Origin of the sequence: Pseudomonas sp. M2 (assembly GCF_015751845.1) — a bacterium.
Taxonomy (GTDB): domain Bacteria; phylum Pseudomonadota; class Gammaproteobacteria; order Pseudomonadales; family Pseudomonadaceae; genus Aquipseudomonas; species Aquipseudomonas putida_E.
In genome coordinates, this window is the sequence record NZ_JADOUD010000001.1 from 3,345,463 (window position 1) to 3,369,024 (window position 23,562).

Below are 23,562 nucleotides of genomic sequence, written 5' to 3' on the forward strand. Positions count from 1 at the left end.
CCCTCTGTCGGATGGCGTCTGATAGGCGGGGAACTGTTTCAGCGATAACTTCACGGTTCGCCACAACGGCGAGCGGCCGTGAGAAGCCGCAGCTGTATCCAGGATGCCATTTTTCATGGCAGCCGTGCGTGTGCGGGCTTCGGTCCGGGCCGCGGTTCCTGGACGCGGTCTTCTCACCTCGCGTACGGCTGCCACCCAATCCGTGAGAAGAACAAGGTGGTCGCTTTCCAATAGCATCTTCAGGAAAGTCATCATGAAAAAAATCGTTCCCGATCCACCGGACTCATTCCCGATTCCTTACATCACAATCATCGCCGACCTCTCCCCCGAAGACGCCAGGTCTCACGCTGCTGCGCTGATGGACTGCCTCTGCAAAACCAGCCAGCTCTACCTCGACACCGAAGCCGAAGACCATCGCTACGAGCTGGAGGGCAACATGATCGCAGGCAGTGCGGCACGCATTCTCAGTGCCATGGCCAAAGCACTGATCAACGACATGGAAATGGGCATGAACCGCAGCGCTTGAGCGGTTGTGGGGCCGCTTTGCGGCCCATCGCCGGCAAGCCCGGCTCCCACAGGGAGATCGCCGGGATTTGGTGCTGGCTTTGCTAGAAACCGATGAAGGCGTAGTACTGCGAAGGCGTGTCGCCAGCCTGCAAGCCTTGCGCCTGCAGGCTGGCCAGCAGGGCCGCGTCCTGCACGTGCAGCGCCCACGGCGCATGGTGCGGTGGCGGTACATCCGCCAGCGCCGCCGCCAAGGCCCCCATGTCTGGAAGGTAGGCCGTGAAACCATTGCCCTTGAGCGCGCTGATGGTCATGCCCAGGGCCTGGCACACGGCGACCTTGGCCGCGATGTCATCACGATCTGCCTGCCGGGACGCTTGCACGAGTGCCAGCAGCGCCGGGTCCACCGGTAACGAGCCATGAATCAGCTCAGGCCCTTGCTCCCAAGCCTCGGGCGGGCAGTCTTTGTTCTCTGGCCTTAGCGGAATATGCGGGTTGATTTCCACCGGGTAGATGCGGCAGACCAGCGGCCGGCTCTCGTAGATGGTGCACAGGTCGTTTTCGTCCAGGTTGCGGCAGCGCCCGGGGTTGAACGCGGCAAAGGTCACCGAAACCCGTACCTCGCTGTCACCGCAAGGCACCGGGTGCGAGCGGCGCAGCACATGCTCACGCTGGTCTGCCGGCATCCCCGGGCCATCCTCCACAAAGGCTTCGATCAGCACCACCACCTGGCCGCCGGATGCCGCCCACTGGCGCGACTCGGCCAGGGTCAGTGGTACATGGTGGCCGGTGCAGCACTTGCCGCAGCCGGTACAGGCAAAACGCAGAGAGTCGTTCACGTGGCGTCTGGGTTCCATTCGCTGACGAAGGCCCGCTGGTGCTGGCGGTCGTACAAGCACAGCTCGGAGCCGGTGCGTTGCTGCATGTGCTTTTGTGGATACACCCCTTCGATGACCAGGGCACTGAAGCCGACCTGGTCATCGAACTCTGCGGGCTTGCCGCGGGCGTGGGCATCCTTGAACTGGCTGGCGGCCAGGCAGGCCTTGAGCATCTGCTGGCGTTGTTCGTTCCAGGCCTGGCTGCTGGAGGCCTGGGCAACACCGCTGAAAAGGGCGCAGGCGATCAGGAGAGAGCTGAAAAACTTCATACGCAATACCGTGAAACGTTCGAGGGGGGGAAGTATGACCGAGTCATCCCTGGCAACAGGCCAGGGAGTTTGTCGCTGAATATGACAGCACGGCCATCATCGCTCGGCAAACACTACCGTGCGTGCCGCCACCACCAGGCAATCAGTCAGCTCCGGTGAGGAGAACTTGGTCAGGATGGCATTGGCCCCCGCCAACCTGGCCTTCTCGGCACTCATCGCGCTGTCCAGCGAGGTGTGCAGCAGCACGTAGAGGTGCTGGAAGTCCGGGGTTTCGCGCAGGGTACGGGTGAAGGCATAGCCGTCCATCTCTGACATCTCGATGTCGGAGACGATGATGTTGATCTCCTGCGCAGTGCCCTGCAGCTCCAGCAGCACGTTGATTGCATCCTTGGCGCTGCGTGCGGTGTGGCAGTCGATGCCCAGGTTACGCAGGGTGTGCACCGACTGTTGCAGCGCCACCTGGCTATCGTCCACCACCAGGATGTTGGCGGCGGCCAACAGGCTGGCGTCTTCTTCGTTCAGCTTGCCCGGTGCGGGCTCCGGCTCCGGTGGGGCGATAGCATGGATCACCTTTTCGATGTCCAGCACCTGCACCAAGGTATTGTCGACACGGGTCACGCCGGTGATGAACGAGCGGGTGCCCGAGCCATAGGGTGGCGGCCTGATGTCGGTGCTCAGGCAGTGGATGATGCGGCTCACTGCCTGCACATGCAGGCCCTGGCGCGAGCGGCTGATCTCGGTGACGATCAGGCAGCCACCGTCCGGGTCGGCCAGCGGGCGTTCACCGATGGCCCGCGACAGGTCGATCACCGACAGCGGGTTGCCGCGCAGGGTCGCCACGCCTTTCACGTGGGGGTGCGATTCGGGCAACCTGGTCAGCGGTGGGCAAGGGATGATCTCGCTGACCTTGAGCAGGTTGATTGCCATCAGTTTGCCGCTGCGCAGGGTGAACAGCAGCAGGGACAACGCGTCCGCGCGGGCATTTTGCGTGGCCATGGTGACCTTCATGGAAGACAGGGGATAACCGGTTATCGGCCTGTTCGGGCTGGGCTTTAACTTGACGGCAGCCTTTGCTGGCCCTATCGCCGGCAAGCCGGCTCCTACAGGGTCACCAGTGCGCCAACGGCTTGTGCAGTTTCTGTGGGAGCCGGCTTGCCGGCGATGGCCGCGCAGCGGCCCTTAGCGCTCGCGCAAGGCCTCCTTGGCCCGGTTAAGCGGCTTGATCAGGTAATCGAGAATGGTTTTTTCGCCCGTGCGGATATCCACCGTGGCAATCATCCCCGGCACGATCGCAAAGCGCTTGCCGGCCTTGTTCTGCAGGCTGTCCTGCTCGGTACGGATAAACACCCGGTAGTAATAGATTTCCGGTTTCACCTCATCCTGCAGGGTATCCGGCGAGATGCCCACCACCTTGCCCTCCAGCCCGCCATACACCGAATAGTCATAGGCACTGATCTTCACCTTGGCCGCCTGGTCGGGGTGGATGAAGGCGATGTCCCGGGGGGCGATGCGCGTCTCGATCAGCAAGCGTTCATCCATCGGCACGATCTTCATCACCTGCCCACCGGGCTGTACCACCCCGCCCAGGGTGTTGACCTCGATGTCCTTGACGATGCCGCGCACCGGCGAGCGCAAGGTCAGGCGTGACAGCGAATCGCTGCGCCCGCGGACCACTTCCGAGAGGCTGTCGGCTTCGGCGCTGGCCTTGGCCAGCTCTTCGCGGGCGCGTACCAGGTAATCGGAGCGCGCTTCGTTGGCCTTGAGCTCGAGCTCCGAGCGCTGGCGGTTGAGGCGGATCACCTCGACCCGGCTGGAGGCGCCCATCTTGGCCAGGTTTTCGGTGATCTGCAGTTCGCTGCGCACCAGCCGCAGCGAGTCCTCGATGCCCGCCAGGGTCTGTTCCAGGCCGCGGCGGCGGGTCTGGTACAGCGCGGTTTCGGCGTCGATCAGGTCCGGCGAATCGCGCAAGCTGTCGGGGAAGGCCAGCGGCTTGCCGGTGACCTCGGCGCGCAAGCGCGCAACGCTGGCCGTGGCAGCACGGTACTTGGCCTCGCTTTCACCGACGCTGGAGGCAGTCTTGGTCGGGTCGAGCTGGGCCAGCACCTGGCCGCGCTCGACCAGGTCGCCTTCGGCCACATTCATCTCGGCGACGATGCCGCCTTCGAACGACTGGATCACCTGCTCGCGTGAGCTGGGGATCACTTTGCCGGTGCCGGTGGAGACTTCGGTGACCTCGAACCAGGCGGCCCAGGCCAGGAACGCGGCGAGCATCAGCGCGCACACGGTGATGACGCGGCCTGCGCGCAGCACGGCCTGGTCATCCTGGCCATCCAGGTAGGACGCGGGGAGTTCATGGTTGCTCATGCCTGCGCTCCTTGCAATTTGGCCAGGGCGGCGTCACGGCTGTCGTCGATGACGATGCGCCCGCCATCGAGCACGATGATCCGCTCGACCCGTTGCAGTACGCTCAAACGGTGAGTGGCGATCACCAGGGTGCGGCCTTGGCAGAAACGGTCGAGGTTATCGAGCAGCTTGCGCTCGGTCGTGTCGTCCAGCGAGGCGGTAGGTTCATCCAGCAGCAGTACCTGCGGCTGGCGCACCAGCAGGCGTGCCAGCACCAGTGCCTGGCGTTGCCCGCCGGACAGGCCCAGGCCACCTTCCAGAATCAGGTGGTCCATGCCTTTGGGCAGCCGGCGCACGAAGTCCAGTGCGCCCGTGGCGGCCAGCGCGGCCACCAGTTCCTGGTCACTGGCCTGGCCGGCACCGAGGGTGAGGTTTTCGCGCAGGGTGCCGTGGAACAGCCGCGCATACTGCGCCAGCAAGCCGACGTCACGGCGCAGGTCGGCCGGGTCCAGGTGGGCCAGGGCAATGCCGTCGAGCGTGACCTCGCCTTGCACCAGGTCCATGGCACCGCCCAGCGCCTGCAGCAGGGTCGACTTGCCGGCGCCGTTGCGCCCCAGCACGGCGATGCGCTCGCCCGGCCGGATGTCCAGCTGGCCGATGTTCAGCACCGGTGGTGCCTCGGGGTCGTAGCGGAAGTTGGCCTGACGCAGCCGGTACTCGCCGCGGATGGCCGGCAGGTGCACACGGGCTTCGCCTTCGGGGTGGTCGACCGGTGACTGCATCAGTTTGTCCAGGCCCTGTAGTGCCACCTTGGCTTGCTGCCAGCGGGTCAGCACATGGGTGAGCTGCGCCAGCGGCGCCATCATCCGCGAGGAAAGCATCGAGGCGGCTACCAGACTACCGGTGGTGAGGTCGCCGGCAATCACCATTGGCGCGCCTATGACGATGACCACGGCAAACACCGCGCCTTGCACGTTCTGGGTCCAGGTCACCAGGCCGTTGGTCAGGGTGCGTAGACGCAGGTTGGTGTGTGCGCAGGCTGCGTTGTACTGGTTCCACTGGCGCTCGAAGCGCGCTTCGGCCTGCAGTGCCTTGATTTCGTCCAGGCCCTGGACGCTTTCCACCAGCATGGCGTTGCGCAGTGACGACTCGCGCATCGAGGCATTGGCCAGGCGTGCCAGCCGGCGCTGCGCCAGCAAGCCAGGCAGGAGCATGGCCAGCAGAGCCACCAGCGGGATGAACACCAGCACGCCGCCGATCAGCCAGAACACGAACAGGAACAACAGGAAGAACGGCAGGTCGGCCAGCGCGGTGGCGGTGCTGGAGGTGATCAGGTCGCGGATCGACTCCAGCTCGCGCAACTGCGAAATGAACGAGCCGGTGGACTTCGGCCGTGCCGAGTTGCGCAGGCGCAGGGCATGGCCGTAGACCAGGTCCGACACGCGCAGGTCGGCGCGCTTGCCGAGCAGGTCGGTAACCTTAAGGCGCAGCAGGCGCATGCTGAAGTCGAACACCAGCGCCAGCACCACACCGCCGAACAGCACGTACAGCGTGGGCAGCGATTCGGCGGGGATCACCCGGTCATACACCTGCATCGAGAACAGCACGCCAGCCAGGGCCAACACGTTGGCCACCAGCGAGGCGACCATTACCTGCCCATACGGGCGCAGGTCGCGCAGGACGATGCGGGCGAACCAGTGGCGGTCGTACGGGGCGGTGTAGTCGTCGGTACGCACATCGCGCAACGGCCGTGCCGGGCGCATCAGTGCCACGCGGTTGATGCGCCCTTCGAGCGCTTCGCGGGGCAGGCGCGAGGTCAGGCTCTGGTCGCCGGCGAACACCACGGCCAGCTCGTTGTCCTCGGTCACGGCTTCGACCACAGCCAGTTGGCCATCATCGAGCTCCAGCACCAGTGGTGTACGCCATTGCCGCAGGGCTTTGGCATCGAAACGCACGAAGCGCAGCGACAGGCCGGCCTGGCGCGCCATGTGCCGCAGGATTTCATCCAGCGGCCGGGCATCTTCCACGGCCGCCAGGCGAATGCGCTGGGGGGATACATCCAGCCGGTAGTGGTGGGCGACCTGCAGCATGACTTCAAGCCACGGGCCAAGGTCCGGGCGATGGACGATAGCCTGCTCCGGGTTTTGCTGCTGCGTGGCTTGGCTCAGGTTGACGGTATCGTTCATGGCTCGATCTCCACCCCTTGCAGGTTGCGCCCTTCAAGGCCCAAGGCCATGCGCAGGGCGCCGGTGTTGTACAGGCAGTCGACATCCAGGCGCAGCAGGTCGGAACGGGTACCGGCAAGTTCGAAGCGCGACTGGTAGATTTCCTGCTCGGCATTGAGCAGGTCGAGCAGCGGGCGCGTGCCCAGGTCCAGGTATTGCCGGCCGTAGAGCATGCGTGCTTCCTTGATGCTGGCCTGGCGGGCCTTGAGCGAACTCAGCCGGCGGCCCAGCCCCGAGGTTTGCGCCATGGCTTCGGCCAGCCCTCGGCGGGCCTGCAGGCGTGCAGCGTCTTCGGCGGAATCGGCGGCGGTCAGGGCATGCCCGGCCGCGCGGCTGCGGGCGCTGATGGCGCCGCCTTGGTAGATCGGCACTTCCAGGTTCAGGTAAATGCCCGCCTGGGTGCGGTCGAGGCGGTTGTTGTCGCGGTCGTAGTCGTTGTCCAGGTAGTGGTTGACCTGCGGCTGCAGCGACAGTGTCGGGTAGGCCTCGGCCTTGGCCTGTGCCAGTTCGGCTTTGGATTGCGCGCGCAGGGCCAGGGCCATGAGCACTGCAGGCAGGCGGTCGTCGGCTTGCGGTGGGCGCTTGCAGGCCTGGTTGAGTTCGGGGGGCGTTTCTTCGGCCAGGGCCGGCGGTGCGACGCGGCCGAGCAGGGCGGCGAGGGTCGAGCGCCACCGCTCGTACTGGGCCTGATATTCCTCGAGGGTGGCACGGGCGCCTTCCACCCGGGACTCGGCCTGGACCACGTCGGAGCGCGTGCTGGCGCCCATGTCGCTGCGCTGGCGCGCCATGCCGGCAATATCGCCAACGCCTTTGATCTGCTCGCGGGCAATCACCATGAGCTGCTCGTAACGGCGGGTTTCGATCCAGGCGTAGGCGGTATCGCGGGCCAGGTCGTCGACCACCAGCAGGATGTTGGCCTGGGCGCGGGCGGCGGCAGCGTGGGCCGCGTCGACAGCACTGTCGACCTTGCCGAAATCGTAGAGCATCTGCTTGAGTGACAGGTTCAGCGCCTGGCTGCTGCGGTCTCCGCCATACCCGCTGTCATAGCCGGTGCGGATACCGCCGGAAACCTGTGGGTAGTAACCGGCGCGGGCCACGTTGATACCTTCGCCTTGCTTGTACAGGTTGCCGACGGCTTCAGCGATGCTGGGGTGCCACTGCGCAGCGGCCAGCACCGCCTCGGCCAGCCCGAGCCGGTCGCCATTATTGGCGGCCTGGCCCGCCGGGGGGCGGGCAGGGATGGCATCGGGGGCATCGCGTAGCAGTGACGGCCCGATGGTGCGCAGCGAAGGGTCTATGTCATCGGCTGCCTGGGCAACCGGGTTTGAAATCAGTAACAGGAGCGCGACGGCTCCCGGCAACAGCGGTGACAGCGGACTGCTTCGCTTCACATGATTCCCTTACTGCTGATCGTCCTTGCCGCCGGGCATGGCGCCCGGCGGGTTACTGCGGCCTCAGACGACATGAATGCCGTTTTGCACCCACAGGTGGTGGCTCGGGTCCTCCTGGGCCGTGTATTGGTTATAGTCGATGCCGTCGGCGCTCTGGCTGCCGGTCAGGCTCCAGGTGTCGGTCATGTGCACCGAATCCTTGTCGTCGCCTTTGATCAGCAGCGTGCTGCTGCCGCTTTCGGTGACGGCCACCACATCCGCCAGGTTCAGCGTCAGGGCTACCGCGCTGGTGTCGTTGAGGTCGATGATTTCGATGTCGTGGACACGCCCGGCCAGGGAGCCCAGGTCGATGCTGGCATCGCCGCCGCCCCACAGCAGGGTGTCGGTACCGCTACCGCCCTCGACGCTGGCAAAGGCCTGGTCCACCACCACGAGGGTGTCGTCGCCGGCCCCGCCCTGCAGGCTGATCTGCCCACCCTGGCTGCCATCGAGTTGGTCATTGCCATCGGTGCCGGCAATCACCTCGGCGGAGGCCGCCGCGGCGACACTGGCCAGGGCCGCACCCTCGTCGCCGCCGTCAGCCAGCAGCGAGGTGGTCGCGGTGAGCCCGGCAGCGTTGTCCAGGTTGATGGTCAGCGTTGCGGTATCGGTGGTGCCGTTGGGGTGCGTCAGTTCGTAGGTGAAAGTGTCCTGTTGGCCGACCACTGCCGAGGTCAGGCCCTCCTTGAGGGTATAGGTGTAGCTGCCGTCAGCGTTCACCAAAAGCGTGCCGTAGGTGCCGGTCACGCTGACGCCGTTGTAACCGGGGATGGCGTAGGTGTTGGCCGCTACCAGCACGCTGAGCACGGTCAGCGTCGAACCGAGGTTGTCTGCACCGCCGCCGGCGGTGTCGGTCAACAGGTTGCCGGTCACTGGGGTGTAGCCGCTGACCACGAACTCGTTGGTATACGTGGTGGTGGTGTTGAGGCTGGTAGTGATCGAACTGAGCAGGCCGATGCCACCTGCGCTGACACGGATCTCGTAGGCACCTGGGCCTTGGTTCTGGAAGGTGTAGGCCGAGCCGCCGCCGAGCAGGCTGATCAGCGAACTGCCGGGCACAGACTGCACAAGGACGTACTGGCCGGTAGCCGTGTTGAGTTTGTAAAGGGCGATGGTGGTGCCGTTGAGCAGGCCCAGCAGGTTGGCGGAGTTGAGCACCACTTGCAGGTTGGCGGTGGTATCGGCGGCAACGGTGGTCTCGTAGATCGCCTGCCGCGAGCCGATCAGCGGCAGGGGCAGCGTCCCCAGTGTGGCGCTGCCGGTGTCCACCCGGTTTGCCAGGCTGATGTTGGTGCTGTCGATGTCGTTGACGGCATCGACCACCGTGGCGGGCGCGCTGAGGTTGCTGTCGCTCCAGACCTCCGTGGCTTGCGGGCTGTCGATCCGCACATAGAGGTTGGCGACATCGGTCAGGCCGTTGCCGTGCACCAGTTGATAGCTGAACACGTCTACTTTGCCGACGCTGGATGGGGTGCCGTTCGGCGTGTAGGTGTAGCTGCCATCGGCGCGGATCACCAGGGTGCCATACAGGCCTTGCACTTCGGTGGCGCTGCCGGCGGTGACGTAGCTGCCGTTCTTGAGCACCTGCAGCACGGCGCTGCTGTCCGGGCCACGGGCATCGGTGGTGCCGTCGACACCGGGGTCGGTGATGACGTTGCCGGTAGTGGGGGTACCGGTGCCGGTGAGCTCGGTCAGGCTGGAGGTTTCGATGTCCAGCGTGGTGGTGACGTTGGTCACCAGGCCGATGCCGCCGCTGCCTACGGTCAGGCGGTATTCACCGGCCTGCAGTTCGCCGATGTCGACCTGCACCCCCTGGCCCAAGGGAAGCAGAATCAGGTCTAGCAGGCCCAGGCTGTTACCGGTAGCCAAAGTCACCCAGGCCCCGGACGCGTCTTTCACCTGCAGGGTGAAGGTGGCATTGTCGAGCAGGGCCAGGGCACTGCTGGTGGTCAGCGTCAGGGTCGGGTCCGCCGTGGTGCCGGCGTCGACGGTCCAGGTGTAGGTCTTGCTGAAGCCCGCCAGCAGTGTGGTGAAACTGTCGGTGTAGGTCTGCGTGGCGACAACCGGTGCCAGGTTGACGGTGGCGGTGGCCAGGTTGTCGCTGGCGATCACCGGTGCGTTGGCGTCGACGTCCGGCGCAGTGATGTTGACGTTGCCGGAGACGTTGTTGCGTGGGTCGGTGAGCGATACCGACAGTGTCTGACCGTTGTCCTGGGCAGGGGTCAGGGTTACGGAGAAGGTGCCGTCGGGCTGCACCGTGCCGGTTTGCAGGACCGTGCCGGTGGAGCTGCGCACCGTGACCGTGGCGCCAGGCTCGCCGCTGCCGGTCAGGGTGCTGCCGTCGGCGCTGATCACCAGGTTGCTGGCCAGCGCTGGCGGGGTGAGGTCTGGAGCGGTCAGTGCGGTGCCGGTCGAGGTGTTGCCGGTGGCATCGGTCAAGGTGACAGTCAGGGCCTGGTTGTCGATTTGCGCCGCCGCCAGGCTGACCACGAACAGGCCGTTGCTGCCCACTATGGCGGTGCCCAGCACGGTGCCTGCAGTGTCGCGCACGGTGACGGTGCTGCCGATCTGGCCAGAGCCGCTTACCGTGGTGCCGTTGGCGTTGATGGCGGCCACTGGCGCGGCGGGTGGCGTGGTGTCCGGTGCTGTGATGCTGGCGCTGCCGGACTGGTTGCCGGCGGCATCGGACTGACGCACGGTAAGCAACTGCCCGTCGTTCTGCGTGCTGCTGAGGGTGACGGTAAAGCTGCCGTCGGGTTGTACCACGGCGCTGCCCAACGGACCGCCCGGGCCGGTAACGGTGACTGTCGCGCCGGGCTCGCCGACGCCGGTCAGTACGGTGCCTGCGCCGGTCACGGCAAGGCTGGTCGGTGCAGCTGGCGCCTGTGTGTCCGGCGCGGTATAGCTGGTGCTGCCCGAGGCATTCTGTGCAACGTCGACCTGCGTCACACCGAGTACCTGGCCGTTGAGTTGCGCGCTGGCCAGGTTGATGCTGAACACGCCGCCAGCGTTGACCACGCCGGTGCCGAGCACATTGCCACTGGCATCACGCACGGTGACCGTGGCATTGGCTTCGCCGGTACCGGTAAGCACCAGGCCATTGGCGGACAGCGCAGTGACCACCGGGTTGGCCGGCGGCGTGGTGTCGGTTGCCTGCACGAATACCGGCTGCGATTCACCGCCCACCAGAGCCACGGCAGTGACCGAGAGCGATTGCCCATTCAACTGGGCGCTGTCGAGCTGGAGACTGAAGTCGCCGTTGAGGTCCGCTGCACCCGTGCCGATCAAATTGCCCTCATTGTCATAGACACGGATGGACGCCCCGCTGGTGGCGTTACCCGTGAGGGTCAGGCCATCGGCGTTCAGCACCACATTGGTGGGGGGCGCTGGTGGTGGGATAAGCGGGGTGATGTAGGTCTGCACTGCCGAGGTATTGGTACCGTCGCTTTGGGTCACAGCCAATGTCGCGACCGAGCCAGGTGCGGGTTCGAGTTCGATGGAGAAGTTACCGTTGGCATCGACCACGCCGGTGCCAATCACATTGCCTGCCAGGCTGACAGTCACTGTGGCGTTAGGCTCACCGCGCCCGGTCAGCACGTCGTAGTCGGTATTGATTGCCAGGTTGGTGACCAGAGCAGGTGGTGACGTGTCGGCAGCCTGGTAGGTGGCTGGCAGCGAGGCGTTGCCCGCCTCATCGGTGGCGACCACGGTCAGCAATTGGCCGTTGTTCTGCGCCGGGCTCAACGTCACGCTGAAGGTGCCGTCTACGGTGGCCTGGACGGTGCCGACAATGGTGTTGTCCGGGCCACGCACGGTGATGGTACTGCCGGGTTCGGCACTACCGATCAGTAGCGTGCCCGCCTGGTCCAGCTCCAAGTCGGCAGGTTGCGCTGGTGGCACCAAGTCCGGTGCGGTCACTTCGAATGGCGCGGAGGGGTTGCCGGTGACGTCCTGAGCGACGACGGTCAGTACCTGGCCGTCGATCTGTGGGGTTGTCAGGTCAAGCACGAAGGTGCCGTCAGGGTCGATCACGCCTTGGCCGACCATGTCGCCACGGTCGTTCATCACCGTAATGCGTGCCCCCGCTTCGCCGCTACCGATCAGCTGGGTGCCGCTGTCGTTGAGCGACGCGACAACGGTGGCTGGGGGCGTGGTATCGACCGCGGTGACCGAGCTGATGGGCGATATGTTTTCGCTCTCGTCTGTCAGGGTTACCTGAAGGGATTGGCCATTGAGCTGCGGCGAGCTGAGGTCTACCACGAAGGTACCGTCGGCATCCACCGTGGCGGTTCCGATTTCAGTGGTGCCCAGGTACACCCGTACCGTGGTGCCTGCTTCGCCGACGCCGCTTAGCTGATCGCCGGCAGCATTGAGGCGCAGTTCGGTTGCCGGTGCAGGTGGCGTGAGGTCGGGTGCATCGATCGTGACCGGCGCGCTGATGTTGCCGGGTGGGTCGGCCTGTTGTACCGACAGCACTTGCTGGTTGATCTGGGCTGGCGCCAGTTCCACAGAGAAGCTGCCATCGGCGAGCACAGTGGCCGAACCGAGCACTACGCCTGCGGCATTGGTCACCGTGACGGTAGCGCCCGGTTCGCCAAGGCCGGTGACCACACTGCCATCGGCATTGATGTCAACCTCGGTGAGGATGGCCGGCGGCGTGAAGTCAGGCGTTTGCAACGTGGCGACTGCCGACACGTTACCGGCTGCGTCGGCCTGGCTGAGGCTGAGCAGTTCGGCGTTGCCCAGCGCCGGGTTGAGGGTGACGGTGAAGTTACCGCTGGCATCGACCACTGCCGTACCGATTTCGTCGCCCTGCGCGTTGCTGACGCTGACCTGCGCGCCGGGCTCGCCGCGGCCGGTCAGGGTAACCCCGTCGCTGGAAATCGCAAGCTCAGTGGGGGCGGCCGGTGGAGTGGTATCGGCTGCAATGATGGCGCTGGGGTCGGACTGGTTGCCGGCGGCATCGGTCAGTATCACTTGCACCTGCTGGCCGTTGGCCTGCGGCGCGCTGAGGGTGACCTGGAAGGTACCGTCGGCGCGGACCACAGCGCTGCCCAGTGTGCTGCCATCGGCAGCCAGCACTTTGACGGTGCTGCCGGCCTCGCCAGTACCGTTGAGCAAGCCGCCGCCGCCGGCAAATGCCAGGTTGCCCGCAGCATCAGGTGCCACACGGTCGGGCGCAGTCAGGCTGACACTGTCGGACTCGTTGCCCGCTGCGTCGGTCTGCTGTGCACTGAGCTGTTCGCCATTGATCTGTGCGGTGCTCAGGCCAATGCTGAAGTTACCACTGGCATCGACCACGGCGGTGCCCAGGTCGACACCGCCTTCGCCGATCACGGTGACTGTGGCGCCCGGCTCACCTCGGCCGGTGAGCGTCAGGCCGTCGCTGCTCAGCACCAGGTTGGTCAGCGGTTGCGGGGCAGTGGTGTCCGGTGCCTGCAGGGTCGCAGGCAGCGAAGCACTGCCATCGGTGCCCACGGCATTGACCTGCAAGACTTCGCCGTTGGCCTGGGCGCTGTCGAGGTTGACCGTGAAACTACCGTCATTGCCCACTGGCGCAGTGCCCAACAGCACGCCGTCAGGGCCATACACATTGACGGTGCTACCAGGGGATGCATTGCCGGTAACCACCAGGCCATCGGCTGAGAGCGTCAGGTTGTCCGGAATGTCCGGTGCCAGGTTGCCCGGCGCGGTCACGGTCTGTGCCGGCGAGGCATTCTGCGCGGCATCGGCCTGGGTCACGCTGAGGCTGTCGCCGGCGGTTGCCGCAGGGCTGAGCGCTACGGTGAAGCGGCCATCGCTGCCGACCGTGGCGGTCCCCAGCGAGGTGCCGTCGGGCGCACGCACGGTGACCGTGGCGCCGGCTTCGCCAGTACCTGTAAGGCTGGCGCCGTCGGCAGCGACGGCCAGGTTGGCGACGGCGGTGGGCGGTGTGGTATCGGCAGCGGTGTAAGGTGCAGCAGGCGACACGTTGCCTGCCGCATCTGTGGCGGTAACCTGCAAGGTCTGGCCGTTGGTCTGGGCGCTGCTCAGGGTGACCTGGAAGGTGCCATTGCTGCTGGCCACGGCGGTGCCCAGGATATTGCCTGCGGCATCACGCACGGTCACGGTACTGCCTGCTTCGGCGCTGCCGCTCAGCTGCAGGCCGGTACTGGCCAGGGCGAGGTCGGCCGGCGCCGCCGGTGGGGTGAAGTCCGGCGCTGTTACTGCAACAGGAAGTGATGTGTTGTTGCCCGCGTCGGTCTGGGTCACGCTCAAGTTCTGAGCGTTAAGTTGCGCACTGGTCAGGGTGAGGGTGAAGCTGCCGTTGGCGGCCACCACGCCTGTGCCAATGATGGTGCCATCGGGGCCGCGCACGGTCACGCTGGCACCCGCTTCACCCAGGCCGGTGAGGGTCAGGCCATTGTTGTTGAGCACCACATTGGTCAGTGGGGTTGGTGGGGTGAGGTCGGGTGTACTGAGGGTGACAGCAGGGGAAGTGTTACCCGCTGCATCCACCTGGCTCACGCCGATGGCCTGGCCGGTTGCCTGTGGGGTATCGAAGGTGACCGTAAACCGGCCATCGGCGCCCACGGTCGCTGTGCCGACCACGGTGCCGGCAGCGTTGCGCACCTGCACGGTGGCGCCGGCTTCACCACTGCCTGACAGCTGTTTGCCGTCGGCGCTGAGCACCGGGTTGTCGACCGCAGCCGGTGGCGTGCGGTCCGGTGTTGCCAGGCTCGCCGGGCCAGACACATTGCCAGCAGCATCGCTGAGGGTGACCTGCAAGGCGCTGCCGGTGGTCTGTGCATTTGGCAGGGTGACCTGGAACTGGCCGCTCTGGTTGACGGTACCTGTGGCCAGTATCGCGCCACTGGCATCGCGTACGGTCACCGTCGCGCCCGCCTCACCCTGGCCGCTGACTACGGTTGCCGCGCTGTTCAGGCTCAGGCCGGTGGCGGCATCAGGCGCTTGCAGGTCGGGCGCCTGCAAGGTTGCGGCGAGCGAGGTATTGCCCGCGGCGTCGCTCTGGGTAACGGTAAGGTTCTGGCCATTGGCTTGCGTGGGTGTCAGGCTGACGCTGAACAACCCGTTACTGCCGACGATGGCTGTGCCCAGTTCGGTGCCTTGGGCATCGACCACGCGTACGGTCGCACCCGCCTCGCCTTGGCCGATGAGGGTACTGCCACTGCGGTCGAGGGCAAGCTGGGTGGGAGCATCCGGCGCGGTGCTGTCCTCTGCAACGATGGTGGCTGGTACCGAGGGTTTACCCCCGGCTGTAAGGCGTGCGCTGACCTGCAGGGTCTGGGCGTTGAGCTGGGCGTCGCTGAAGAACACTCGGAAGATGCCGTCGCTGCCGACCGTCGCGGTGCCCAGTGTGGTGCCGCCGGAGGTCACGGTGATAAGCGAGCCCACGGTGCCTTCGCCCGTCAGGAGGAAGCCGTCGGCACTGATGGTCAGGGCGGTTGGTGTAGCGACTTCGGTGCCGTCTGGCCCGGCCACGTCGACCGTGGTCTCGTTGCCACCGTCGTCTCGGACCACTACCTGCACGGTGTCGCCGGAAACCAGGGGTGGGTCGACTTCGACAACGAAGGTGCCGTCCGGCCCGGCGGTTGCGGTGCCCAGGTCAGTGGTGCCGTCGCGAACGATGATGGTGGTGCCGGGTTCGGCCGTACCACCGATAAAGCCGCCATCCGGGCTGACCGTGATGTCGGTCGCCGCAGCGGGCGGGGTGGTATCCGGCGCGGTGACGGTCGATGCGCCAGAATCGTTGCCGGCTGCGTCGCTGACCACCACGGTCAGGCTCTCGCCATTGGTGAGCGGGGTATCCAGCGGTACGCTGAAACTGCCATCGCCGTTCACTGCAACGGTGACGACAGTGCCATTGGGGTCGGTCACCGTGACCGAGCTGGCCCCGGGTGCGTTGCCGGTCACAGTGGTGCCGTCCGGGCTGACGCTGACATCGGTCGGCAGTGCAGGGGGTGTAAGGTCCGGCGCAGTGGCCTGGGCTGCGGTGGAGGTGTTGCCGGCAGCATCGGTGAGGGTGACGTCGAGGCTCTGGCCATCCAGTTGGGCCGGTGACAGCGGCACGCTGAAGTTGCCACCCACCGGGACCACGACCGTGCCCAGCAGGTCGCCGTTGGCATTGCGCACTTCAACGGTGGAGCCCACCTCGCCGTTACCTTGCAGCGCTGTGCCATCGGCACTGACTTGCAGGCCTGTGGGGGCGGCGGGGCCGGTTGTATCGTCAGCGGTGAAGGTGGCCGATGGCGATGTGTTGCCCTCGCCGTCGACAAGCACCACCGACAGTACTTCGCCGTTGGTCTGGGGTGGGGCGAGGGTCACGGTAAAGCTGCCGTCGGGTTGCACTTGGGCATCGCCCAGCAGTTGCCCGCCGGCATCGCGCACTTCTACGGTGGCGCCTGGCTCACCTTGCCCGCTCAGCACACTGCCATCTGCGTTCAGCCCCAGGCCTTGTGCTGGTTGCGGTGCTTCGAGGTCGTTGGCAGTGACAGTGTCGGCAGCGGAAGTGTTGCCCGCAGCGTCCGCCTGGGTGACGGACAGCGTCTGACCGTTGAGTTGCGGTGGGTCGATGGTTACCCGGAAGCTACCGTCGGCCTCCACCACGGCGGTGCCCAATACTGCGCCGCCAGTGCCGGTGACGCGCACTTGCGCGCCGGGTTCGCCGCTACCGGTAACCACGGTGCCATCGGCGGCAAGGGCCAGGCCGGTGGGGGTGTCGGGCGCCTCGTTGTCCGGAGCAGGCAGGTCGACCGCTGCTGACACGTTACCGGTCGGGTCGCGTTGTTCAACGGTCAAGGCCTGGCCATTGGTCTGTGGAGGGTCCAGGGTGAGTTCGAAGGTGCCGTCGCCGGCCACCTCGACGCTGCCCAGCACAGCGCCGTCGGTGCTGCGCACTATCACCGTGGCACCTGGTTCGCCAGTGCCGGTAACGGTGGTGCCGCTGTCGTCGATGCTCGGGTTGCCGACAACTTGCGGTGGGGTGCTGTCGGGGGCGGTGAAGTCGACCGGGCCGGCACTGTTGCCGAGATTGTCGGTGGCCTCCACGGTGAGGCTTTCGCCGTTGCGCTGTGGCGGGTCGAGGGTGACATCGAAGCGCCCGTCGGCGCCGACTGTCGCGGTGCCCAGCACGGTACCGTCCGCCGCACGTACCGTGACGATCGAGCCACTCTGGCCCTGCCCGGTGAGGTGCAGGCCTGCGCTGTCGATGGCCAGCCCGGAAGGTTGCAGTGGGCCGTCCAGGTCCGGCGCGGTCAGGGTTGCGGTCGAGGTATTGCCCGCAGCGTCACGCAGCACCACGTCGAGCATCTGGCCATCGGACTGGGCCGGTGTGAGGGTGAGGGTGAAGACGCCGTTCGCGCCGACCACTGCAGTGCCCAGCACCGTGCCCTGGGCATCGCTCACCTGCACGCTGGCCCCGGGTTCACCGCGGCCAGTGAGGGTAGCGCCATCGGCGCTCAGTTGCAGGTCACTGGCCGGGTTCGGCGGGGTGATATCCGGTGCACCGACCTGGGTCGGCAGCGAGCTGTTGCCGTCGGCGTCCAGGGCCACCACATCGAGCAGCTCACCATTGGCCTGAGCGGGGTCGAGGCCGACGGTGAAGTTGCCATCATTGCCCACTTGCACGCTGCCCAGCACATTGCCTTGTGCATCGCGCACCTCCACCAGGCTGCCAGCCGGAGCGGTGCCGCTGACGGACGAGCCATCGGGGGCTACCACCACCCCGGCGGGGCCTTCCGGGACGGGGGTCTGTGGCACGATGATGCTGAGCTCAGGCGACGGATTGCCGGCAGCATCGGTTTGCACCAGCACGATGCTTTCGCCCGCAGCCACCGGAGCATCCAGTTCGACCAGGAAGGTGCCATTGGCTGCCACGGTGCCACTGCCGATGACATTGCCGTCGGCATCCAGCACTTGCACTGTGGCACCCGCTTCACCGCGGCCCGATATCACGACGCTGCCGGCGCCCACCACCACGCCGGTGATGAGGGCCGGGGCAGTAATGTCCGGGGCGGTATAAGCCAGTGGTGCGGAGCTGTTGCCGGCGGCATCGGTGACTGTGATGGCCAAGGCTTCACCGTCGGCCTGGGCAGGGTCGAGGGTGAGGCTGAAGCTGCCGTCCGGCCCGACGATAGCGCTGCCGATCAGGGCTCCGGAGGCGTCGCGCACTTGCACCCGTGCACCGGGTTCGGCATTGCCGGTCAGCGTTTGACCATCGCTCAGCGTCAGCCCGGTCGGTTGCCCGGGGGCTACCAGGTCCGGTGCCGTCAGCGGGCTTGTCGTTGATACGTTGCCAGCGGCATCGGTCAAGGTCACTTGCAGCGACGAGCCATCGGTCACGGGCGGGGTCAGTTGCAGGGTAAAGGTGCCATCAGGCTGCACCGTCCCGGTCCCCACGACCTGGCCCTGGTCGTTCGATACGGTTACCGTTGCTCCTGCTTCACCGCGCCCCGAGACTGTACGGCCATCGGCGCTGATGATCAGGCCACTGGCGGGCGCTGGCGCAGTGGTGTCACCACCGCCCGTATCGATGTCCGGCGCGGTGACGGTGCCGGCAGTGGAGGTGTTGCCGGCGGCATCGGTGGCCGTTACCTGTAACTGCTCGCCGTCGACCAGCGGTGGGTCGAGGGTGATGCTGAACGCACCGTTGGCGCCCACGACCACGCTACCCAGTACCGTGGTGCCGTCCGCTGCGAGCACGCGCACAGTACTACCTGGTTCGGCACGCCCGCTGACTACTCTGCCGTCAGCGCTGACGGCCAAGTCGGTCGGTTGTGCGGGCGGCGTGGTGTCGGGCGGGTTGCCGACCCCGTCATCGGGTGCGTTGACGGCTGTTGCGGGTGAGGTGTTGCCAGCGGCGTCACTGGCTGTGACTTGCAGCGGCTGACCCTCGGTTTGCGGGGGTTGCAGGGTGATGCTGAACAGGCCGTCGGCACCTGCCACGGCGGTACCCAGCACGGTACCGTTGGCGGCACGCACTTGCACGGTGGAGCCGGGTTCAGCGCGGCCGGTTAGTGTGGTTCCTTGCTCGTTGACGGCCAGGTCGCTGGGGGCCAGGGGGGCGGTTGCATCCGGTGCGGCCACGTTGCCCGGCTGCGAGGCGTTGCCAGCAGCATCGGTCAAACTGACATCCAGGCTTTCGCCATTGACCTGGGGTGGGTTCAAGGTCACGGTGAAGGTGCCGTCGGTGCCCACAGTGCCGCTGCCGATCAGGTTGCCGGCGCCGTCGCGTACATTCACCGTGGCACCGACCTCGCCGCGGCCAGTCAGGCGCAGGCCATCGGGCGAAACCAGCAGGTCTATGGGCGTGGCGGGTGGCGTGGTGTCGCCTGGCGCAGAGCCGTCGCCGCTGCTACCGCCTCCACCACCGCTGCCTGCGGCGGCGGCTGCGCCGCCAACGCCCAGCAGGCTCAGCCCGGCAATCGCCCAGGTCGGGGTTTCGCTGCCAGCGCCGCCGATGCCTGCGACCAGTTCATCGAGCGAGGCGACTTCCTCGAAGGTGAAACCGCTGAAGGCTTCGGCATCGTAGTTGGCGTGCCACAGGGTGCCATCTTCGCCGACGAAGACCATGTCACTGCCGACACCCGCCTGGTCCACGGCAAAGAAGTTGCCGACGGTAACCTTTTCCCCTGACTTGAGTGTGACGATCAGGTCCTGACCCCGACGGGTCACGGTTGCCACCTGGTCAGGCGCAACGGGCATTTGCACCACGCCTGGGCTGTTGAGCGTGATATTGCCCCAGGCATTCTGGGTGGCGACGGTGGTTTGCTTGTCGGCGACGACGATGTTGTCCATGGATGCTCCCTGCTGGTGTGCGGCACACAGGGACACCGTTGGCGATCCTGCTGGCGCAACCGCTTGTGCAGTAGCACGCAGCCCGGTCGCATAACGGCCCTGTTACCGGTGGTAAGGGAGATATAGCAGCCCAACGGAAAGCAACCAGAGGCTTTCTGGGTTAATCCTTTGGTAGGAAACGCGTCTAGCGCAGGCCCAGGCGCCGAGCCAAGCGGTTTAAATTGGCGCGATCCAGGCCCAGTTCGCGGGCGGCGGCGGCCCAGTTGTCCTGATGGCGCTGCAGGCAGGCATCGATGATCTGGCGTTGGTAGCCGTCGACAGCTTCGCGCAAGCCACCTTCGGCCAGCGACGGCGCCGGCAGGGGGGCAGGGGAGGGGGCCTGTACCACGCTCGCCACGGTACGCAGGTCCAGGTCACTGGCTTGCAGGGTAAGGATGCGTGGCCGGTCCGGGTGCTGGCCCAGCGCCTTGAGGGCTGAGCGACCGATCAGGTGTTCCAGTTCGCGCACGTTGCCGGGCCAGTCGTAAGCCAGAAGCGCCGATTGCGCTTCGTTGCTCAGGCGCAGGCTGTTCAGGCCCAGACGTGATCGATTCTGTTCGAGGAAGTAGCCCGCCAATAGCAGCACATCGCGCCCACGCTCGCGTAGCGGCGGAACCTGCAGCGGGTACACGCTCAGGCGGTGATAGAAGTCGGCGCGGTAGTTGCCGTTGCGCACCTCGGCGGCAAGGTCGCGGTTGGTTGCTGCGATCAGGCGCACATCTACCGTGTGTTCGCGGTCTGAGCCCAGGCGCTGCAGTTGCCCGCTTTGCAATACCCGCAGCAGCTTTGCTTGCACCGCCAGCGGCAGTTCGCCCACTTCGTCGAGAAACAGCGTGCCGCCGTTGGCCAGTTCGAACTTGCCGCGACGCTCACCGTGGGCGCCGGTAAAGGCCCCGCGCACATGGCCGAACAGTTCGCTTTCCACCAGCGTGTCGGGCAGCGCGGCGCAGTTGAGGCTGATCAGGGGCTTGTTGGCGCGGTGGCTGGCCTGGTGCAGGGCCTGGGCCACCAGTTCCTTGCCCACGCCGGTTTCGCCGGTGATCAGCACGGTCAGGTCGCTACCGCCAACCAGGCGTATTTCATCCAGCAGGCGCTTGTGCGCCGGGCTTTGGCCAATCAGCTCTTTGTCCTGGCCGCTAGCCTGGCGATAGATTTCGGCGCGCTGGTGCTCATCCTCGGCGCGCAGTGCCAGGTGCTCGATGCGTTCGGCCACCGTGACCGTGGCGGCTGCCAGGCTGGCGAAGGCCTGCAGGGCATCGAGCTCCAGGCTTTGGAACTGGCCCGGGGTGAGGGCATCGAGGGTTACCAGGCCCCATGGGCGCTCGTCGACCATCAGCGGGCAGCCCATGCAGTCATGCACGTGAAGGTCGACGTCGTGGGCATTGACCAGGCCGTCATAGGGGTCGGGCAGCTGGGAGTCGCTGGGAAAGCGGGTGGGCTCGGCGCGGCTGAGCAAAACCTGGAAGCGCGGATGCTCGCTGACTTTGAAGCGCCGGCCCAGGGTATCGGCAGACAAACCGTCGACAGCCAGTGGCACCAGCCATTCGCCATCGAGCCGCAGCAGTGCAGCGGCATCGCAGGGCAGCAAGCCGCGCATGGCTTGTAGCAGGCGGCGGTAGCGTTCCTCTTCGGGCAGGTCACGGGACAGGTCGCTGACCAAGGGGAGCAGGGCGGTGAGCAGTGGCTTTGCAGTCATAAGGACTCCTGTTGGTCCAAATGACTATACGCCGAGCCTGGTCGTTTTGACATGTACTTAGCCAACATCCTGATTTTATTGATATTTAAGGTTGGCACGAATACTGATACTGCACATGCAACCATTCGAAGCCTCTGGCTCAGGAGTTGTTGCAATGCTCAATGCCGAACAACGTGCAATCATCAAAGCCACTGTCCCGCTGCTGGAAACCGGTGGAGAGGCGCTGACCACCCACTTCTACAAATTGATGCTCAGCGAGTATCCGCAAGTGCGCCCACTGTTCAACCAGGCGCATCAGGCCAGTGGCGACCAGCCGCGCGCCCTGGCCAACGGCGTGCTGATGTACGCCCGGCACATTGACCAGCTGGAACAGCTCGGCGGCCTGGTCGGCCAGATCATCAACAAGCATGTCGCCTTGCAGATCCTGCCGGAGCATTATCCGATCGTCGGCAGCTGCCTGCTGCGTGCCATCGAGGAGGTGCTCGGCAAGGAGATCGCCACTGCAGAGGTGATCGCTGCCTGGGGCGCGGCCTATGGGCAGTTGGCCGAGATCCTCATTGGCGCCGAGGAAGGCCTCTACAAACAGAAGGAAGAGGCTGCCGGTGGCTGGCGCGGTACCCGCGAATTCCGCCTGGTACGCCGCGAGCAGGAAAGCAGCGAGATCGTTTCGTTCTACTTCGCTCCTGTCGACGGCAAACCGGTGCTCAAGGCTGAACCGGGCCAGTACATCGGCTTGCAGCTGTTCATCGACGGCGCCGAGCAGCGTCGCAATTATTCGCTGTCGGCCTTGTGCGATGGCAAGCAATACCGCATCAGCGTCAAGCGTGAGGCGGGCGGCAAGGTGTCCAACTACCTGCATCATGAAATGATGGTCGGCAGTACCGTGCAACTGTTCCCGCCGTCTGGTGACTTCACCCTTGCCGCCAGTGACAGGCCGCTGGTGCTGATCAGCGGTGGTGTCGGCATCACACCGACCCTGGCCATGCTCGAGGCGGCCCTTGAAACCAAGCGACCGGTGCATTTCATCCACTGTGCGCGCAATGCAGGGGTGCATGCATTCCGTGGCTGGGTCGATGGGCTGGCCGAGCGTCACCCGCAGCTCAAGCGCTTTTATTGCTATGCCGAGGATGATGGTTCGCACGACGCCAATGCGGTGGGGCAGTTGAGCCAGGAACTTTTGGCTGAATGGATGCCGGGTGAGCGTGACGTGGATGCGTACTTCCTCGGGCCCAAGAGCTTCATGGCGGTGATCAAGCGTCACCTTAAAGAGCTGGGTGTGCCCCAGCAGCAGAGCCGCTACGAGTTCTTCGGGCCGGCGGCAGCTCTGGAGTGATGTGCTGACTGTTCGGACCCCATCGCCGGCAAGCCGGCCCCCACAGGTACGCTGGCGTACCTGTGGTTTCTGGGCTGCTTTGCATATAAAGGAAAGATGAACCGCGCCAGCCATCTTTCATCGTTAATCGTCCTTTAATCACTGTATCCTTCACTCCCGGGTGTCGAGGGGCTTGCCCCTGCGCGGCGCCCGGGCAGCCGCTTTTTTACCGGCCGGCGTTGAACCGATGTCACGCCTGCCGGTCTCAAGCCCACTCCGGATAGCCCTCGCAGTGCTGTCTTGCCGCTTCCTCGACACGCTAACGGTCAGACCTGCGTGTAGACTTGCGCCAGGCAGGTGGACCACGCTGCCCCTATCCATCGAAGGAACCGGCAATGAACGAACAAACATCGCGCCTGAATCGGGAACGGCGCTTTCTGGTGCTGCTGGGGGTGATCTGTCTCGCCCTGATCGGTGGCGCTTTGTACATGCAGGTGGTGCTCGGCGAAGCCCCCTGCCCACTGTGCATCCTGCAACGCTATGCCCTGCTGTTCATCGCCGTGTTTGCCTTCATCGCCGCCGCGATGCCCGGGCGGCGCAGCCTGACGTTGTTCGAAGGGCTGGTGGTGCTGAGCGCAATTGGCGGAATCGTTGCGGCCGGCAACCATGTGTATATACTCGCCAACCCCATGGTCAGTTGCGGTATCGATACCCTGCAGCCGATCGTCGACGACCTGCCGCTGGCCAAGCTCTGGCCGCTCGCATTCCAGGTCGACGGTTTCTGCAGCACGCCATACCCGCCGATCCTCGGTTTGTCCCTGGCGCAATGGGCACTGATGGCGTTCGTGCTGACGGCCATCCTGGTTCCGCTGGGCATCTACCGCAATCGGCGCCAGCCTTAGACATAAGTCCCGAATTTGCTGTGGTCTTTTGCACCCACAGAGAAGAGGGAAAAGTCGCCTCCCGCTTGATCCAGATCAACCACAAAGCCTTGCGCAATGCGGCTTTGAGGCCTATCAAGCGGGGTGCGACAAACTGTCGCGAAGTTGAATTTTTGACCAGTATTGTTA

Annotated in this window: 10 protein-coding genes and 1 pseudogene; 3 read left to right on the forward strand and 8 right to left on the reverse strand. The window is 65.5% G+C overall.

What is annotated here, in order from left to right:
- Nucleotides 1-253 precede the first annotated feature (253 nt).
- Complete coding sequence (locus IWW33_RS15520; protein WP_217433336.1) at nt 254-526, forward strand: hypothetical protein; 273 nt, start codon at nt 254-256, stop codon at nt 524-526.
- An 82-nt stretch (nt 527-608) separates the two neighbouring features.
- On the opposite strand, the gene IWW33_RS15525 is transcribed toward IWW33_RS15520, so the two are convergent.
- The 8 genes and pseudogenes from IWW33_RS15525 to norR form a co-directional block, all read right to left on the reverse strand.
- Nucleotides 609-1,343 carry a YkgJ family cysteine cluster protein gene (locus tag IWW33_RS15525; protein ID WP_046784510.1) on the reverse strand — a complete coding sequence of 245 codons (735 nt, stop codon included), beginning with the start codon at nt 1,341-1,343 and terminating at the stop codon, nt 609-611.
- Nucleotides 1,340-1,651 carry a hypothetical protein gene (locus tag IWW33_RS15530; protein ID WP_046784509.1) on the reverse strand — a complete coding sequence of 104 codons (312 nt, stop codon included), beginning with the start codon at nt 1,649-1,651 and terminating at the stop codon, nt 1,340-1,342. Before IWW33_RS15530 ends, IWW33_RS15525 begins: the two co-directional genes overlap by 4 nt.
- Before the next feature lie 96 nt (nt 1,652-1,747).
- Nucleotides 1,748-2,647, reverse strand: a complete 900-nt coding sequence (locus IWW33_RS15535) for a chemotaxis protein (RefSeq protein WP_046784508.1) — start codon at nt 2,645-2,647, stop codon at nt 1,748-1,750.
- 183 nt (nt 2,648-2,830) lie between these two features.
- Nucleotides 2,831-4,015, reverse strand: coding sequence for an HlyD family type I secretion periplasmic adaptor subunit (locus tag IWW33_RS15540; RefSeq protein ID WP_046784507.1), 1,185 nt, complete (start codon nt 4,013-4,015; stop codon nt 2,831-2,833).
- The gene (locus IWW33_RS15545; RefSeq protein WP_115273900.1) at nt 4,012-6,180 is read right to left on the reverse strand and encodes a type I secretion system permease/ATPase; all 2,169 of its coding nucleotides are present in this window, start codon (nt 6,178-6,180) and stop codon (nt 4,012-4,014) included. The genes IWW33_RS15540 and IWW33_RS15545 overlap by 4 nt, the downstream gene beginning before the upstream one ends.
- A complete protein-coding gene (locus IWW33_RS15550) occupies nt 6,177-7,610 on the reverse strand; it encodes a TolC family outer membrane protein (protein WP_174141575.1) in 1,434 nt (477 codons plus the stop codon). The genes IWW33_RS15545 and IWW33_RS15550 overlap by 4 nt, the downstream gene beginning before the upstream one ends.
- Before the next feature lie 63 nt (nt 7,611-7,673).
- Nucleotides 7,674-19,445 (reverse strand): annotated as a pseudogene (locus IWW33_RS15555) (BapA/Bap/LapF family large adhesin); the annotation flags it as partial.
- A gap of 184 nt (nt 19,446-19,629) precedes the next feature.
- Nucleotides 19,630-21,180 carry a nitric oxide reductase transcriptional regulator NorR gene (norR, locus tag IWW33_RS15560; RefSeq protein ID WP_174141573.1) on the reverse strand — a complete coding sequence of 517 codons (1,551 nt, stop codon included), beginning with the start codon at nt 21,178-21,180 and terminating at the stop codon, nt 19,630-19,632.
- Nucleotides 21,181-21,334: 154 nt separating this feature from the next.
- Here norR and hmpA point away from each other — a divergent pair, with 154 nt between their 5' ends.
- Together hmpA and IWW33_RS15570 are read left to right on the forward strand one after the other, a co-directional pair.
- Nucleotides 21,335-22,513: an NO-inducible flavohemoprotein gene (gene hmpA / locus IWW33_RS15565; RefSeq protein ID WP_119687752.1), complete on the forward strand. Its 1,179-nt coding sequence runs from the start codon at nt 21,335-21,337 to the stop codon at nt 22,511-22,513.
- A gap of 374 nt (nt 22,514-22,887) precedes the next feature.
- Entirely contained in the window at nt 22,888-23,394 is a 507-nt protein-coding gene (locus IWW33_RS15570; protein WP_039601973.1) for a disulfide bond formation protein B, read from the forward strand.
- Nucleotides 23,395-23,562 lie beyond the last annotated feature (168 nt).

Bases quoted from the DNA above. Each gene is read 5' to 3' on its own strand.
- IWW33_RS15535 (WP_046784508.1), bottom strand. From the start codon at position 2,647: ATGGCCACGCAAAATGCCCGCGCGGACGCGTTGTCCCTGCTGCTGTTC.
- IWW33_RS15570 (WP_039601973.1), top strand. From the start codon at position 22,888: ATGAACGAACAAACATCGCGCCTGAATCGGGAACGGCGCTTTCTGGTG.
- IWW33_RS15520 (WP_217433336.1), top strand. From the start codon at position 254: ATGAAAAAAATCGTTCCCGATCCACCGGACTCATTCCCGATTCCTTAC.
- hmpA (WP_119687752.1), top strand. From the start codon at position 21,335: ATGCTCAATGCCGAACAACGTGCAATCATCAAAGCCACTGTCCCGCTG.
- IWW33_RS15530 (WP_046784509.1), bottom strand. From the start codon at position 1,651: ATGAAGTTTTTCAGCTCTCTCCTGATCGCCTGCGCCCTTTTCAGCGGT.
- norR (WP_174141573.1), bottom strand. From the start codon at position 21,180: ATGACTGCAAAGCCACTGCTCACCGCCCTGCTCCCCTTGGTCAGCGAC.
- IWW33_RS15545 (WP_115273900.1), bottom strand. From the start codon at position 6,180: ATGAACGATACCGTCAACCTGAGCCAAGCCACGCAGCAGCAAAACCCG.
- IWW33_RS15540 (WP_046784507.1), bottom strand. From the start codon at position 4,015: ATGAGCAACCATGAACTCCCCGCGTCCTACCTGGATGGCCAGGATGAC.